12 protein-coding genes are annotated in these 16,311 nt (G+C 58.1%); all 12 read left to right on the forward strand.

The genetic code is table 11. The annotated features are described in order from the left end of the window. Positions 1–377 precede the first annotated feature (377 nt). The 12 genes from rfbB (at position 378) to KW568_RS21990 (ending at position 16,228) form a co-directional block, all read left to right on the forward strand. On the forward strand, positions 378–1,436 hold the full coding sequence (gene rfbB / locus KW568_RS21935; protein WP_100773888.1) for a dTDP-glucose 4,6-dehydratase: 1,059 nt from the start codon (positions 378–380) through the stop codon (positions 1,434–1,436). Continuing rightward, a complete protein-coding gene (gene rfbD, locus KW568_RS21940) occupies positions 1,433–2,341 on the forward strand; it encodes a dTDP-4-dehydrorhamnose reductase (RefSeq protein WP_100773889.1) in 909 nt (302 codons plus the stop codon). Before rfbB ends, rfbD begins: the two co-directional genes overlap by 4 nt. Further along, a complete protein-coding gene (gene rfbA, locus KW568_RS21945) occupies positions 2,338–3,219 on the forward strand; it encodes a glucose-1-phosphate thymidylyltransferase RfbA (RefSeq protein ID WP_003252702.1) in 882 nt (293 codons plus the stop codon). The genes rfbD and rfbA overlap by 4 nt, the downstream gene beginning before the upstream one ends. Further along, complete coding sequence (gene rfbC / locus KW568_RS21950) at positions 3,219–3,764, forward strand: dTDP-4-dehydrorhamnose 3,5-epimerase (RefSeq protein ID WP_100773890.1); 546 nt, start codon at positions 3,219–3,221, stop codon at positions 3,762–3,764. The genes rfbA and rfbC overlap by 1 nt, the downstream gene beginning before the upstream one ends. Continuing rightward, positions 3,764–4,582: an ABC transporter permease gene (locus KW568_RS21955; RefSeq protein WP_003252698.1), complete on the forward strand. Its 819-nt coding sequence runs from the start codon at positions 3,764–3,766 to the stop codon at positions 4,580–4,582. The genes rfbC and KW568_RS21955 overlap by 1 nt, the downstream gene beginning before the upstream one ends. After that, positions 4,572–5,960 (forward strand): ABC transporter ATP-binding protein, encoded by a 1,389-nt coding sequence (locus KW568_RS21960; RefSeq protein WP_003252695.1) that lies wholly within the window; start codon positions 4,572–4,574, stop codon positions 5,958–5,960. Before KW568_RS21955 ends, KW568_RS21960 begins: the two co-directional genes overlap by 11 nt. Before the next feature lie 122 nt (positions 5,961–6,082). Continuing rightward, a complete protein-coding gene (locus tag KW568_RS21965; protein ID WP_259536791.1) occupies positions 6,083–8,233 on the forward strand; it encodes a class I SAM-dependent methyltransferase in 2,151 nt (716 codons plus the stop codon). Continuing rightward, positions 8,230–12,012, forward strand: coding sequence for a glycosyltransferase (locus KW568_RS21970; protein ID WP_100773892.1), 3,783 nt, complete (start codon positions 8,230–8,232; stop codon positions 12,010–12,012). The genes KW568_RS21965 and KW568_RS21970 overlap by 4 nt, the downstream gene beginning before the upstream one ends. Next, on the forward strand, positions 12,009–13,259 hold the full coding sequence (locus tag KW568_RS21975) for a glycosyltransferase (RefSeq protein WP_259536792.1): 1,251 nt from the start codon (positions 12,009–12,011) through the stop codon (positions 13,257–13,259). The genes KW568_RS21970 and KW568_RS21975 overlap by 4 nt, the downstream gene beginning before the upstream one ends. 22 nt (positions 13,260–13,281) lie before the next feature. Continuing rightward, a complete protein-coding gene (wecB, locus tag KW568_RS21980) occupies positions 13,282–14,385 on the forward strand; it encodes a non-hydrolyzing UDP-N-acetylglucosamine 2-epimerase (RefSeq protein ID WP_033725799.1) in 1,104 nt (367 codons plus the stop codon). After that, complete coding sequence (locus tag KW568_RS21985) at positions 14,385–15,509, forward strand: glycosyl transferase (protein WP_100773894.1); 1,125 nt, start codon at positions 14,385–14,387, stop codon at positions 15,507–15,509. The genes wecB and KW568_RS21985 overlap by 1 nt, the downstream gene beginning before the upstream one ends. Continuing rightward, positions 15,506–16,228: a glycosyltransferase gene (locus KW568_RS21990; RefSeq protein ID WP_003252683.1), complete on the forward strand. Its 723-nt coding sequence runs from the start codon at positions 15,506–15,508 to the stop codon at positions 16,226–16,228. The genes KW568_RS21985 and KW568_RS21990 overlap by 4 nt, the downstream gene beginning before the upstream one ends. Positions 16,229–16,311: the final 83 nt, after the last annotated feature.

The raw sequence follows: 16,311 nt of genomic DNA on the forward strand, positions 1-16,311 counted from the left end.
CTACCCGGTTCGGCACTGCGTCACCGCTAGAAGACAATGTAGCAAATGGAGCTTTTATCATCTGCGACCTTACAGAAAAAGCCCGAGGCCTTCGTAAGAAAATTCAACAATATAGCCGCCGAAACTTACCTGCCTACGGCCATTTCGTCGTGTAGCATGGCTGACCAGGCAACAGTTGTTTATTCTCTATCAACCCCGAGTGGTAGTAATGGGTGCGTCGCAGCCTGGCCTGCCACTGTCGGCGCCGCCCGTCAGCTACACGATTTGCTCAGCATCCTATAAGCCCAAGGCAAATACATGCAAGCTAGGCGACGCGCCCCGAAGGTCAGACAAAACCCGCCTAAGCGACTGACAGCACTCTCGAAAGGATTGACACAATGACGATTCTCGTTACAGGTAGCGCCGGATTCATCGGTGCCAACTTTGTCCTCGACTGGCTGGATAGCCGCGACGAACGGGTGGTCAGCCTGGACAAGCTGACTTACGCCGGCAACCGCCAGAACCTTGCCAGCCTTGACGGCGATGTACGCCACACCTTCGTCCATGGCGATATCGGTGACAGCGAACTGGCCGCGCGCCTGCTCAATGAGCACCGCCCTCGTGCCGTACTGAACTTTGCCGCCGAATCGCACGTTGACCGCTCGATACACGGGCCGGAAGACTTCATTCAAACCAACATTGTCGGTACTTTCCGACTGCTGGAGTCCGTTCGCACCTACTGGAATGGCCTGAAGGACGAAGAAAAGCATGGTTTCCGCTTCCTTCACGTATCCACCGACGAAGTCTACGGCTCACTGTCAGCCTCTGACCCAGCCTTCAGTGAAAACAACCAATACAAGCCAAACAGCCCATACTCCGCATCGAAGGCCGCCTCGGACCACTTGGTACGGGCCTACCACCACACTTACGGGATCCCGGTACTCACCACCAATTGCTCCAACAACTACGGCCCCTACCACTTCCCGGAGAAGCTGATTCCACTGGTGATCCACAACGCACTGGCGGGCAAGCCATTGCCGATCTATGGCGACGGACAGCAGATTCGAGACTGGCTCTACGTCAAGGACCACTGCACAGCCATTCGCTGCGTTCTGGAGGGTGGCAAGCTCGGTGAAACCTACAATGTCGGTGGCTGGAACGAAAAGGCCAATATCGACGTCGTGCAAACCTTGTGCGATATCCTCGATCAAGAGCAGCCACGCAAGGACGGCCTCAGCTATCGCGAGCAGATCACCTACGTCAAGGATCGGCCGGGCCATGACCGCCGCTACGCGATCGACGCGACCCGGCTTGAACGCGAACTCGGCTGGCGCCCTGCGGAAACCTTCGAAACAGGCATCCGCAAGACCGTCAAGTGGTATCTGGAAAACCAGCAATGGGTAAGCAACGTCACCAGCGGTGCCTATCGTGAGTGGGTGGGTAAGCAATACCTATGAAACATGTACTCTTATTAGGTGCCAACGGGCAAGTCGGCTGGGAACTGCAGCGCGCCTTGGCGCCGCTGTGCACGCTGACCGTATGTAACAGGCAAGATGCCGACCTGACCAACCCGGCCGTACTGGAAAGCCTGATCGAACGCATCCTCCCGGACGTGATTGTGAATGCAGGCGCTTACACTGCAGTCGACAAAGCCGAGAGCGATGTCGCCAATGCCCGCCGGGTCAATGCCGACGCCGTTGCGACACTTGCCCGAGCGGCCTCGAAGGCCGGCGCCTGGCTCGTTCATTACTCCACTGACTATGTTTTCAACGGCCAAGGCAGTGAGCCTTTTGTCGAGTCATCGCCGACCGGCCCACTTGGGGTCTACGGGAAAACCAAGCTCGAGGGAGAAGACGCCATTCGCCAGAGTGGCTGCCGCCACCTGATCCTGCGCACCAGCTGGGTCTATGCGGCCCGTGGGTATAACTTCCCCAAAACCATGCTGCGCTTGGCCAAGGAACGCGAAACACTGAATGTAGTGGCAGACCAGGTCGGCGCCCCCACCAGTGCCGAGCTGATCGCCGACGTCACTGCGCTCATGCTGCAACGCCTGGCACAGGACGCCGAGCTGGCCAGCACGGCCAGCGGCACCTACCACTTGGTGGCCAGCGGCTACACCAGCTGGCATGGGTTCGCTCAGTTCATTTTCCACGAAGCGATCAAGGCAGGCGCTACATTGGCGGCCACGCCAGAGCGCGTCACTCCCATATCGAGCGCGCAATATCCAACACCCGCCCGACGGCCACTCAATTCTCGCCTGGCCAATGGCAAGCTCCAGCAAACATTTGGTCTGGTACTCCCGCACTGGGAGTACCATGCACGACGCATGGTCAACGAATTGGTAGAGCAGGGAACCGTATGAAACGCAAGGGAATCATTCTGGCCGGAGGCTCCGGCACCCGACTGCACCCGGCAACGCTGGCCATCTCCAAGCAGTTGCTGCCTGTCTATGACAAGCCGATGATCTATTACCCACTGAGCACCCTCATGCTCGCGGGCATTCAGGACATCTTGGTGATCTCTACCCCCCAGGACACACCACGCTTCCAGCAACTGCTGGGGGACGGCAGCAACTGGGGCCTGAACCTGCAATATGCTGTCCAGCCCTCCCCTGACGGGCTGGCCCAGGCATTCCTGATTGGCGAGCAATTCATCGGCAACGACCCTGTAGCCCTGGTGCTGGGTGACAACCTCTTCCACGGCCACGACCTCCAGGAGTTACTGCTCAACGCCATGCAGCGGGATACCGGGGCAAGCGTATTCGCCTATCACGTGAACGACCCCGAGCGCTACGGCGTGGTTGAGTTCGATGCGCATAACAAGGCCATCAGCCTGGAAGAAAAGCCAGCGCATCCCAAATCAAACTATGCCGTGACGGGCCTGTATTTCTATGACAACCAGGTCATCGACATCGCCAAAAGCATCACCCCCTCCGCTCGAGGCGAGCTGGAAATCACCGACGTCAACAAGACCTACCTCGAACAGGGCAACCTCTGTGTCGAGATCATGGGGCGCGGCTACGCTTGGCTCGATACTGGCACACACGACTCGCTGCTCGAAGCCAGCAGCTTTATCGCCACTCTGGAAAACCGCCAGGGCCTGAAGGTGGCATGCCCGGAAGAAATTGCTTTCCGCCAGAAATGGATTGACGCTGAACAACTCAAGAAACTGGCAGCGCCGCTGGCCAAGAACGGCTACGGCCAATACCTGCAACGCCTGCTGGTGGAGAAGATCTACTGATGAACGTTACTCGCCTTCAGATTCCAGACGTAGTGTTGCTGGAGCCGAAAGTTTTTGGCGATGACCGGGGCTTTTTCTTCGAAAGCTTCAATCACGACACATTCGAGAACGCCATCGACCGGCAAGTGAGGTTCGTCCAGGACAATCACTCGCGCTCGCTCAAGGGTGTGTTGCGCGGCCTGCACTACCAAATCCAGAACCCGCAAGGGAAACTGGTACGCGTGGTTAGCGGCGAGGTGTTCGACGTCGCGGTCGACCTGCGTCGCTCCTCGCCAACCTTCGGCCAGTGGGTCGGCGCAGTGCTCAACGCCGAAAACAAACGCCAGCTGTGGGTACCGGAAGGCTTTGGCCATGGTTTCCTGGTGCTGTCGGAATCGGCCGAATTCCTTTACAAGACCACCGACTACTACGCACCGAAGTTCGAGCGCTGCATCCGCTGGGATGACCCACAGCTCGGCATCGCCTGGCCTCTGCAGACCCCTCCACTGTTGTCGCACAAGGATGCCGAAGGCTTGCTGCTGAAGGGTGCGGAGGTGTTCGCCTGATGCGCACGCCACCCACCTCCCCCATTGCCCTCGCGTCGAGCTTCTGGTGCAATCGCAGTCTTATCCTGGCCCTGACCAAACGCGAAGTCATCGGGCGTTACAAGGGCTCGCTGCTCGGCATCCTGTGGTCACTGTTCAACCCGATCCTGATGCTGACGGTCTACACCTTCTTCTTCAGTGTCGTGTTCAAGGCTCGCTGGCCGGGCGGCACAGACTCCAAGACCGAGTTCGCCTTGATCCTGTTCTCGGGGTTACTGGTCTTCAACTTCTTTTCAGAGTGTCTGGGGCGGGCGCCCTTGATGATCGTGGGCAACCCCAATTACGTGAAGAAAGTGGTCTTCCCGCTCGAGACGCTCTCTTTCGTGCTGGTCGGGGCTGCAGGTTTCCACTTCCTTGCCAGCCTGCTGGTATGGCTACTGTTCTACATTGTCTTCTTTGGCGCGCCAGCCATTCAAGTACTGTACCTGCCTCTGGTGCTGGTACCACTGTTGCTGCTGACGCTGGGCTTCATCTGGATCCTTGCATCGCTCGGTGTCTACCTGCGCGATGTCGCCCAGGTCGTCACGGCCGTCATTCCAGCCCTCATGCTGCTGTCACCTGTGTTCTTCCCGATCAGTGCGCTGCCTGAAAGCCTGCACCTGGCCTTCCAGCTCAACCCCCTGACATTCCTCATAGAACAAGCCCGCGGCGTTCTCATCTGGCAACAGTCAATCAGCTGGGACCATTGGGCAATCCAGACTGCCTTCTCCGCCATCTTCGCCTGGGCCGGCTATGCCTGGTTCCAGAAAACCAGAAAAGGATTTGCCGATGTCCTCTGATGATTACTCGATCAAGGTCGACGGGCTCGGTAAGCGTTACGAAATCTACGCTTCACCACGCGACAGACTCAAACAGATTGTCGTTCCCCCGCTGCAGCGGATGGTAGGCCAGCAGCCCTCCACCTATTTCAAAGAGCACTGGGCGCTGCATGATATTTCCTTCGAGATCAAGAAAGGCGAATCCTTCGGCATCGTGGGCCGTAACGGCAGCGGCAAGAGCACCCTCCTGCAACTGATTACCGGCACGCTGGCACCGACAGTGGGCAGCGTGACTACCCATGGTCGGGTCGCAGCACTGCTGGAACTCGGATCGGGCTTCAACCCAGACTTCAGCGGCCGCGAGAACGTCTATCTCAACGCCATGCTGTTGGGCATGAGCCGTGAGGAAGTGGACAATCGGTTCGATCAAATCGCAGCCTTCGCCGACATCGGCGAGTACCTTGAACAGCCTGTAAAAACCTATTCCAGCGGGATGCTCGTGCGCCTTGCGTTCGCAGTACAGGTGCAGATCGACCCGGACATCCTGATTGTGGATGAGGCGCTGGCGGTCGGTGACGCACTGTTCCAGAAGCGCTGTTTCTCTCGCATCGAGAGGCTTCTGTCCGACGGCGTCACCTTGCTGTTCGTGTCACACGATCAGGAGTCCGTGCGTACCCTGACTCACCGCGCGATTCTGCTCAAAAGCGGACGGGAAGTTATCCAGGGAACCTCTTCGCAAGTATTGCTGGGTTACCGCAAACTGCTACACGAGGAAGAGTCCGCCTACTTCGCGAGCCTCATCCCGGCCCCGGAAGCAAAGACGCACACATCGCCTGTGGCCTCGGCCGAAAAAACCAAGGCAGGCGCTGCCGAGGCTGTCGGCGCCCCGGCAGTCGCTGGGCGCTCGGATAATATTTCGTTCGGTGATGGCGGCATCCAGGTGGTTTCCGTCAGCACTTACGACAAGGCCGGCGAACCTTGTGCAGTGTTCTACCCAGGCGACCACATTGGGATAAAGGTGACCTGCAAATCGTCTATCACCACCGACCGGATCAACGTTTCCATTCGTCTGCGCAACCGCGAAGGCATCAAGATCTACTCATGGGGGACGTTGAACCAGGACATCCAGATCCTGTCAGGTCTGCGCACGGGCGAACTGTTCTGGGAGCGTGAAATCCGCGCCAGCGAGGAGTTTGACGTCTGGCTCAGCTGCGACTCGATCATGGGGCCCAACCTGTATGAAATCCAGGCTGGTATCACGTATGAAGAAACCCCGGACTATATGGGGCAACGCATGCTGCACTGGAAGGACGAAGCGGCGTTCTTCCAGACATTGATGCGTCAGGATGAATATTTCTTTGGCGGGCTTTCCGACCTGCGGATGAGGGCTACATGGTAATGGAGCAACAAGCACAATCCTCCGCCCGGCACACCGACGATGGCGCTGCGCTGCTGCTCGACGGCACATCGCGACGTCAACTGGCGCACCTCATCGAAACCACCTGTGGCAACAACAAGACCTTGCTGCTGGACCGTGAAAGCCGCGAGCTTCTTGGCGAACTCTGGTCCAAAGGCATGGAAGCCCATGCCCTGCAGCCGGCCGAAAGCTCAAACTTGTCGAGTCTGCCCTTTGCAGACGACCAGTTCACCACCGTGGTCAGCGTTGACGACCTTGGCAAACTTGCCGACGGCCAGTTGACTGAGGCGCTCCGGGAAATTCGCCGAATCACCTCCCGCTACATTTTCCTCAGCCTGCCAGCGGCCACTGAGCCGGGTAGCGCGCTGCCTTCCCGCGCCTGGTGGGAAGCACGCTGTTACGAGGCAGGGCTGCGCAAGCACCCGCTGTACTATGTCGCCAACCCTTACGAGGCACTCAATAACGACGGTGCCCGCGTATTCGTCCTGCTCGAGAAAGTACCAGAACAGGCACTGCAGCACTTCGACCTCACCGTTCTGGAGGAAGAACGCCTCCTGCATACCGACATGCTGCGCGAAACCGGCAGACGTAGCGACGCCCACTGCATTCGCTACCACAAGGCAGCGGAACTCATCCGCCCGGGCGACTATGTGCTCGATGTCGCCTGCGGCCTGGGCTATGGCAGCCACATGCTGTATGCCAATTCCGATGCGGCCGCGATACTTGGCGTCGACCTCAGCGACTTTGGCATCGGCTATGCCAATGCGCACTATGGCCGACCCGGCAAGGTCAATTTCCGCGTGGGCGACGCCCAAACGCTGGACAGCATCCCCAGTAATAGCATCGACTTCATCACGGCCTTCGAGACCATCGAGCACGTTCCCGAGCCGATTGCCTATCTGAAAGCGCTGAAACGTGTGCTTCGCCCTTCCGGCCGCATCCTGATCTGCGCGCCGAACAACTGGGCAGATGAAACCGGAGAAGATCCCAATCCTCACCACCTGCATGTCTACACCTGGGATCGCCTGGTGGCGGAAGTCGGCGCGCATTTCATGCTGGAAAAAGGCATGCTGCAGACTGCCGGCGGGGCGATGCGCTGCCACTTTTCGCCACGCAGCTGGGTGCAGGTCAGCCCTGAACAGCCATTACCCGTAGATGGCGAATGGATCATCCTGCTCGGCATGGCAGACCCAATCACCCATGAGGATGTGCCTTATACCGAAAACTTCTGGAAGTCACCGGACAGCCCAGACTTCCACGTTGCGGCGTTCGCGCGCGATTATCAGAATCCATGGCTCGTGCGTTCGATGGTGACCCGAGGCATGCGCGCCGACTCAGCACCGCTGCTGGCAAACCTGCAGGACCGGGTTCTGGAACAGAGCGAGGCCGGGTCTGTCGACCATGGCGCGGCACTGTGCGGTCGCATTTACGGAATGCTAGAAGCTGGCCTGTCAGACGCTACGCTGCGCGCCTCCCTCCTCGAACAGGCACGCGACTACTGCGCCCAGCCGAACCCGAGCCCTCAACAATTGAGGTGGCAGGTTTCGCTCCTGTACGCCTGCGCGGAACTGGCACTTGGCGAAGGCCGTCAGGCAGAAGCAATCGCCTATTACGAAGCCTGCGCCAGCAGGGATGTGATGCCGTACAGCCCACTGCTGGGTAACAAGACGCTGGATGCCTACCACCGCCTGGCCACACTCGCCATCGGCCGGCACGACTACGCCCGCGCCCGCGCGTACTTGCAGCAAGCCACGGCGCAAGCCGTACGCCTCGCCTCCGGGCCTTGGCTGAACATCATCGGCGACACCAATGCGCCGTTGCCTTTCGGCTTTTCCGAGATGTCACAGCTCATGGACAAGGCGTCCAGGGCCAGTTACATGCTGCATGCTCTGGACGATATTGAAGCGAAGCCTGGTCGACACGCCCAGGAAAGCCAAGGTTTCCATGAGCGTCAGATCACGGCCAGAAACGAAAGGGTCCAGCATCTCGAGAATGCACTTGCATCGCTGGCCCCTCAGCTGGGCGAGAAGGATACCGAAATAGCAAGACTCCATGGCGAAGTGAAGCACCTTCATGAGAACTCTCTACAACTCGCTGCGGAGGTGCAAAGGCAGCATGACAATGCCCAGCGATTCGCCGCAGAGCTGCAACGCCTTCACGCCGGAGCAAAGGGCAATCATCAGGTACTAATGCCCGCCCTCACACGTACATTGAAAAAGCTGCTTCGCCGCGCGCTGAAAAGGATCAAACCATGACTAACCCTACTAAAACCGGCATCGTCATCGTCTCCTTCAATGCTGCGGATGCGCTCAAGGCAACCCTGGCCAGCGTCCGGCGCGCGCGCAACTCGACACATTACAAGCTGATCCTCGTCGACAACGCATCCGAGACAGGCGAACAAGCGCGCATCAGAGAAGTCATGCAAGCCCATCAGGCCGAGATGGGTGAAGACTGGATCTACATTGAGCAAGCGGAAAACCTCGGTTTCTCCGGCGGCAACAACGTCGGCATCGCGGCCTTCATGGAAGACCCGGAAATTGGCGATATCTGCCTGCTCAACAGCGACGTGATCGTCACCGATCATTGGCTCGACCGTATGCTGGCGTACGACAAAGACATGATCAGCTCGGCCACCAACCGGGCCGACGGTGAACAGTGCATCCCTGTCGACTACGCCGCAGAGCTCAAGGAGTTCCTGAGCACCGACGGTTTGCAGATTCCAGAAGCACCCTATCTGCGTGTCCAGGACTTTGCCGAGCGCTGGCATAGCCAGTGGCAGGGCAACCTGGTCGAAGCGGATGTGACGTTCTTCTGCGTGCTGTTCAAGCGTCGAGTCGTGGAGCGCATCGGCTTGCTCGATGACACCTTCTTCCCTGGCGGCTTCGAAGACGACGACTACTGCCTGCGCGCCCGCGCTGCAGGCTTCTCGATCTACCTGGCGCGTGATGTCTACATCCACCACTGGGGGTCTGCATCCTTCGGCAAGCTTCAGTACGAGTACTTCAGCGCCCGCGCCAGCAAGAACATGGCGTACCTCGAACAGAAGCACGACATTCGCTGGCAGCGTCGGTCGGAAAAACCCATCATTTCCTACGCCAGCGATCTGGCGTTCGTTCTGGAGAATGGTGCTGCAAGTGCCAGCCAACAGCGCTTCCTGGAGCTGCATGTCAAGAGCATCACCCGCCAGATCAAGCACTTCGAACAGGAGTTCACCAACCTTTCGGGCTCCTTGCGCAACTGCCAGGTCCCCGTTCCCGAGCAACTGGCTCAACAGGTCGAGCAAGCCAAGGGCTTTGGCGACCTGTTGCAGCAATGGTCACAAATAGTCAGCCAGGCATCAGATACGCTCAAGCCTGATCATGCCAGGCATGTCGATGCCCGCACATTGCTCGGCGAACTGCATAGCATCGCGACAGGCATCCATGACCGTGTGGACTGCAACTTTGCGGTCTACAGCTTCCTGTCGAGCCTACCAACATCAGCCGAATCGCCTGCCCACGCACCGACAGCCTATGCACCTTCCGGCAGCGCAGCAGGCGGCAAACTGGCCAGGATCAGGGCGATGGCCACGAAGGCCATGGCATTCATCTGGAAGTTCGACGGCATCGTTTTCTTCGGCGGCTATTTCTACCCCGAACGCCAGAGCGATGGTTACTTCCAGCGCATTCAGATCGTCGACCGCCTGTTCGCCAATCACTGGCGCGTCTACGTCGAATCGGAAGAACTGCGTGGCCGCAGCACCTGGTTCGACCGCCCCGAGCCCAACGTGATCGTGCTTCGGGTAACCGGCAGCCCCCTGCACAAATGGGCTGTGCGCGTGTTCGCCGGGCTGGCTGCGCTGCGCTGCCAACGCATCTACTTCCACAGTGTGCTACGCATGCAGGACAATCGCTTCGGCCTCTTGATGCACGTACCGTTCATCCGCAAGGCAATCGACATTCACGGCGTGGTACCTGAAGAGTTCCGCATGCACAACGACTTCTACAGCGCCGTGATGTTCGACCAGCATGAACGCCTGGCCGTGAAGAAAGCAGGCCTGGCTATCGTGGTCACCAACGCCATGCGCCTGTACCTGCAACAGAAGTTCCGCACGACACTGCAGGCCAAGACCCTCGAATTCCCGATGTTCCCCAGTTTCGCGCCCCACGTCGACAGCCGTCCGCTGGAAGCGGGTAAACCAGTCATCGTCTACGCCGGCGGACTGCACAAGTGGCAACAGGCCCCCAAGATGATCGATGCCATCGTCAAGACTGCCGACCACTTCCAGCACCGGTTCTACTGCCCGGAGCCGGACACGGTCAAGGCCATGCTGCCGAATGACCTTCTGCCTCGCGTCGTCGTCGAGAAGAAGACCCATGCGGAACTGATGAAGCTCTACACCGAGTGCCATTACGGCTTCATTCTGCGCGAGGACAATATCGTCAACCGTGTAGCCTGCCCCACCAAGCTCGTTGAGTACCTGGCCATGGGTATCATCCCGATTGTCGACTGCGAAGACATCGGCGACTTTAAGGCGCTTGGGATGAAATACGTTACGATTGACGACGTGCTTTGCACACGACTGCCCAATGAGCAGGTACGGGCACAGATGGCTGCCGACAACCTGCACATCTACGACAAGCTCAAATCGATTCGAAATGAAGGTGCGCAGGGTATCTACAACTATTTCGTTTCCCCGCACGCCACACGTGACTGGACAGCCAGCACGCTGCAGTTCGCCCGTCGAGTACTGGCGCCCAATACCTTGGCGGGCAAGGTTGCACGCAAGGCTTGGCGGCACGTTGCACCTCTCGTGCGCAAACCGACAGTTGCAGTTGCGCCTCACCCCAGCGAAGCCATCATAGCCGGCGAATGTGACATCCTCGTGCAGGTGGAGAACTTCGAAGCCGGCGGCCTCGAGAACGTCGTCATCGACCTGAACAAGACCCTCGCCGATGCCGGCTACCGAGTCACCCTGCTTGTGCTGGGTAACGAAGGTCCGGCGGTACAGGAAGCACGCAACCGAGGCCTGGATGTACTGTGCCAGCGCTATGCACCCGCGACGCACACCAGCACGGCCGAGCAACTGAACCCGAAGATCGTGATCGGCCACTACTGCAGTCTGGGCATTGAGCACTTCCACGCTCGCGGCATCCCATACGTGCAGGTCATCCACAACATCTACATGTGGTTCGATGACGCGGCGCGCAAGCAGTTCGCGCAAGACGCCGAACTGACCCACACCCTTGTGGCCGTGTCCCGGCAAGTCCGTCAGTACAGCGTCGCCCGTCTGGGCGTGCCGGCCGAGAAATGCGTGGTCATTGCCAATGGCATCGACGTCGATCGCTTCAAGCGCTTCGATGCGGCGGAAACAAGGGCGCGCCATCGCAAACACTTCGGCTTCACCGACGAGCAACTCGTCTTCATCGAAGTCGGCGCGATCAACCATCAGAAAAACCATATCGCAACGCTCAGGGCGTTCCGTCAGGTCGTCGAGCGCCACCCGCAAGCACGACTGCTCATTCTCGGCCCGGTGTATGAAGCGCCGTTACTCAAGGAAATGGAAGACTACATCGCTGCACACGGTTTAAACGACAAGGCCATTTACGGAGGTTCGGTGCCCGCCATCCAGGAGTACCTGACACTGGCGGATGCTTTCGTTGCCGGTACCTTCTTCGAGGGTTGCCAGCTTTCGCTGCTCGAGGCGCTGGTGGCCAATCTGCCTGTCGTCACCAGCAACGTCGGCCATGCGTCAGCCTTCGAGCACAATCCTGGCGTAAAACTGGTTACGGCGCCTATCGAAATGGCCAGCTATGACGGTGCCATCTGGCAGATGAAGTCAGGTGCCGATTTCGACGATCGCCTGGCCCAGGCCATGATTGAATGCTGCAATGCCCCGGTCAAGCCGGACCTGAGTGAAGAAGAACTGGCCATTCTCGACCGGCGCAATTCCTATCAACAGTACGTTCAACTGGTGGCCAAGATTCTTCTGCCCCTGCCTGACATGAGCACAAGCGCATCCGCGGACACCGTGCCCCTGGCGGATCCGAAGTGAAGATCAGCGCCTCCCTCTACGCTGTCGCCAAGCGTGCATTCTGGGCCATGCCGGCGCCTCTGCGCGATCGTCTGCATGGCGCCAGGCATAACCTGGTGCGCTGGCTACGCGTTGGCCTGCCTTTTACCAGAGGCCGGGCCAATGGCCCGGCCTGGGCCCACTTCCAGGCCACGGTTCTCGGTGAACAGGCATTCAGGCAGGTCTTCATCTTCGAGACCAACCTGGACTGGAACATTACCCTTTACCAGCGTCCACACCACATGGCGCTGGCCTTGGGGCGCTTGAACTGTCTTGTCCTGTACAAGACCTCGGGTGATGGTGTTTCGGGCTTCCAGCAGGTTGCCAAGAATGTCTGGCTGACCGATGTCGATCAACTGCCGATTGAAGGTGCCGTAAGCTGCTTCTACAGCACGTCGATCTTCGCCACAGACAAAGACTTGCTCAAGGCAGGCAAGCTTGGGCTGACCAGTTACGAATATATCGATCACATCGATGCTGCTATCTCGGGAGGCCAGGCAAGCCTGGGTCGGCTTCAGGCGCTGAAACGGCAAGCCTTTGCATCGTCCGACCTGATTGTTTCGTCTGCTGCACTACTGCAAAGCGAAGCCCTGCAGATGTGTGGTGCTGAGCGGTGCGTGTCTATCCCCAATGGCGTGGACCTAGAGCATTACCGCAACGCGTCACACCGCAGCCGCACCCTTGAAAAGACTTTCGTCGACTTCCGTGAACGTTACCCCGAGGTCGTCGGCTACTTTGGAGCCATCGCCCCCTGGCTGTGGTACGAGCTGATCGAGGACCTGGCCAAGCGCATGACTGATAAGGGCTTCGTTTTCATCGGCCCGGACTATAGCGGGTGCGTTCCTCGACTGCCCCAACGTGACAATGTGCTTTACCTTGGCCCGGTGGACTACCAGGCGCTTCCGGGTTATGCCGCTCAATTTGACGTCTGCTTCATTCCCTTCGTCAAAGGCGAAATCGCACGCTCGACTTCACCGCTCAAGCTGTTCGAGTATTTCGCACTAGAGAAGCCTGTCGTGGTTACCAGCGACATGCTCGAATGCACGGCCTTCGAGGAGGTGTTGGCAGGTGGCGATGCACAAACCGTGGCCAACGCTATCGACACTGCGCTTGCACTACACCAGAACCCCGACTTCAGGAAGCGTTTGAGAGCATTAGCCAATGCCAACAGCTGGGATGTGCGTGCAGAAACCTATATCAAAAGCATTGAAAACCTGAAAAATCGATAATCAGGTCAAGTTAGAGGCCAGCATGAAAAAAAGAAAGATTCTTTGCGTCGTCGGCACACGCCCTGAAGCAATCAAAATGGCACCCGTGATTCAGACTTTGAAGAACGAACCTTGGGCAGAAGTTCGTGTGCTCGCCACGGCACAGCATCGCCGGATCCTTGATCAGGTACTGGAATTCTTCGAAATCACGCCCGATATCGACCTGGACATCATGCGCCCAAACCAGGCCCTGACTACCTTGACTGCCCGCTTGATGCTGGACCTCGACGATGTCCTACTGACGGAAAAGCCGGATGCAGTACTCGTGCAAGGTGATACCACCACGGTCATGACTGCAGCGCTCGCCTGCTTCTACCATCGAATCCCGGTCGGCCACGTAGAGGCAGGGTTGCGCACCTGGGACATGCACAACCCTTTCCCTGAGGAAGCCAACCGGGTGATTACCGGCAAGCTCGCCCGCTGGCACTTCGCGCCAACCGAAGGCTCGCGCCAGAACCTGCTGAAGGAAGGCATCCCTGACGATGACATCTTGGTCACCGGCAATACCGTAATCGATGCCTTGCTGACGGCTGTAGACAAGCCACTTGAGCTAGGTATCGAACTAGACACGACGAAGCGCTTGGTCATGGTGACCTCGCACCGTCGCGAAAACTTTGGTAAACCCTTCCGCAACATCTGCCGCGCCCTGCAGCACCTTGCGCAGGCGAATCCGAATGTACAGTTCCTGTATCCGGTTCACCCAAACCCGAACGTCAAGGACGTAGCTTACGAGTTCCTGGGCAACGTACCAAACTTCATCCTGTGCGAGCCACTGGACTATGCGCCGTTCGTCGCAGCCATGAAGCAGTCGCACCTCATTTTGACCGACTCTGGAGGCGTCCAGGAAGAAGCTCCGGCCCTGGGCAAGCCCGTATTGGTACTGCGCGACGAAACCGAGCGTCCAGAAGCCGTGGATCAGGGCGTGGTCAAACTGGTAGGCCCCAATTATCAGAAAATCGTCGATGAGGCCCAGCGCCTGCTGGACGATGACAACGCCTATCGTGAAATGGCACGCGGTGTGTCTCCGTATGGTGACGGTCATGCCTCCGAACGCATTGCTAAAGTCCTGCGGGAGCATTTTGCCTGATGCGTCTCGTGTACCTGTCCCCCGTCCCATGGTCCAGCTTTGCCCAGCGACCGCAAAAATTCGTTGAATGGTTCAACCTGCGCACGGGCGGGCAGGTACTCTGGATTGATCCCTACCCCACTCGCCTGCCGCAATTGGCAGACTTCAAACGTTCAGGCACCAGCTCACCCGGCGAGGCTCAGGAGCATTACCCGTGGTTGCAACTGCTTCGACCACGCTCACTGCCAATCGAACCTCTGCCATTGATTGGGCGGACCAATCACCTGTTCTGGGAATCGATCAAAAAGCGTGTCCGGGATTTTATTCAGGGCGATGATGCCCTGATTGTCGCGGGCAAACCGAGCTTGCTGGCCATTTCGCTGATCAACCACTTCGATTCTATCCCGTCGGTCTACGACGCCATGGACGAATTCCCGGCGTTTTACAAGGGGCTATCCTCTTTCTCGATGGCCGCGCGTGAACGTGAGTTGGTCAACACTGTCGACTATCTGTGGGTAACCAGTAGCCGGCTCAAAGAGCGCTGGTGCGAATACCGCGATGATGTGCGATTTATCCCCAACGGACTTGATACTCGCTTTTTCGCCAATATCCACAGCAAACCTCTCTCAACAGGCCCAAAGATTTTTGGCTATGTAGGTACCATTGCGACCTGGTTCGACTGGAAGTGGATCATTGCCTTGGCTAATGCCAGACAGGACGATATCGTCCAACTCATTGGCCCGAATTTCCACCCCACTAGTTTGCCGCTACCGCGCAACATCCAATTGCTGCCAGCCTGCGCCCATGACGAAGCGATGCAAGCTATGCGCCGCTTCGATGTGGGCCTAATCCCGTTCCTGCGTAACCCGCTTACCGCTTCGGTTGACCCGATAAAGTTCTATGAGTATCGAGCTTCTGGTCTTCCGGTCATTTCCACTGCCTTTGGTGAGATGAACTTCAGGCGTCATGAACAGGGTACATACATCAGCGAGTCGTTGGATGACATTGCCGAACTCGCCGGCAACGCCCTCGCGCACAGCGACACGTCGGCTTTCTCGACTCAGTTCATACACGATCACTCATGGCATGCTCGCTTCGACAGCACCGGAATTCTTACTCAACATGGAGCCTTGGCAACGCCATGATCGCCGTATCGATCATTAGTCACGCGCACGGCAAGATGGTTGAAACTCTCGTTGCCTCCCTGTTGCGCTGCCCAGAAGTGACTCAACTGCTGATCACACTGAATATTCCCGAGGCCTTATCACTGCCTGTAGATTCACGCGTGGTGGTGATCAACAATACCCGACCACTCGGCTTTGGCGCGAATCACAATGCCGCATTCCAGCAATGCGATCAGCCCTACTTCTGCCCCCTCAACCCCGACATCATCTTGCTGGAAAACCCGTTCCCGCTTCTGCTTGAGCAACTTCAGCTCAACGGGGCAAGCCTGATTGCACCATTGGTGATATCGCCCAAAGGCCAAGTTGAGGACAGTGCCAGGTACTTTCCGCGCCTACGGGAATTGCTCCTACGGCCGCTGGGCGTCAAGAGCCATCGCTACTCGTTAAAGCTTGGAGAAGGGACAGTGTTACCGGACTGGGTCGCGGGCATGTTTATGCTTTTCAAATCTGGCGACTACGCGTCAATCAGAGGCTTCGACGAGTCGTATTTCCTGTACTACGAAGATGTCGATATCTGCGTACGTCTTTGGAAAGCGGATCACAAGGTCGCCCTGTGCAGCGACGCCCAGGTCATACACGACGCCCAACGCGCCAGCCACAGGAACTTGCGATTCCTGAAATGGCACTTAACCAGCATGCTGCGATACTACATGAGTCACGCGGGACGTCTGCCACGTTAAACATGACAACACGCGAGCGCACCTTGCAAGAGTGTGCGCTCGCCCATCCTCAGCACCTGCAGAAACAAGGTCAGAGTGGAAGT

The sequence above is a fragment of the Pseudomonas sp. HD6515 genome (genome assembly GCF_024971855.1).
Classification (GTDB): domain Bacteria; phylum Pseudomonadota; class Gammaproteobacteria; order Pseudomonadales; family Pseudomonadaceae; genus Aquipseudomonas; species Aquipseudomonas alloputida.

Excerpts from the sequence above, each read along its gene's own strand:
- KW568_RS21955 (WP_003252698.1), top strand. The coding sequence starts at position 3,764 with ATGCGCACGCCACCCACCTCCCCCATTGCCCTCGCGTCGAGCTTCTGG.
- KW568_RS21970 (WP_100773892.1), top strand. The coding sequence starts at position 8,230 with ATGACTAACCCTACTAAAACCGGCATCGTCATCGTCTCCTTCAATGCT.
- wecB (WP_033725799.1), top strand. The coding sequence starts at position 13,282 with ATGAAAAAAAGAAAGATTCTTTGCGTCGTCGGCACACGCCCTGAAGCA.
- rfbA (WP_003252702.1), top strand. The coding sequence starts at position 2,338 with ATGAAACGCAAGGGAATCATTCTGGCCGGAGGCTCCGGCACCCGACTG.
- KW568_RS21990 (WP_003252683.1), top strand. The coding sequence starts at position 15,506 with ATGATCGCCGTATCGATCATTAGTCACGCGCACGGCAAGATGGTTGAA.
- rfbB (WP_100773888.1), top strand. The coding sequence starts at position 378 with ATGACGATTCTCGTTACAGGTAGCGCCGGATTCATCGGTGCCAACTTT.
- KW568_RS21960 (WP_003252695.1), top strand. The coding sequence starts at position 4,572 with ATGTCCTCTGATGATTACTCGATCAAGGTCGACGGGCTCGGTAAGCGT.
- KW568_RS21985 (WP_100773894.1), top strand. The coding sequence starts at position 14,385 with ATGCGTCTCGTGTACCTGTCCCCCGTCCCATGGTCCAGCTTTGCCCAG.
- rfbD (WP_100773889.1), top strand. The coding sequence starts at position 1,433 with ATGAAACATGTACTCTTATTAGGTGCCAACGGGCAAGTCGGCTGGGAA.
- rfbC (WP_100773890.1), top strand. The coding sequence starts at position 3,219 with ATGAACGTTACTCGCCTTCAGATTCCAGACGTAGTGTTGCTGGAGCCG.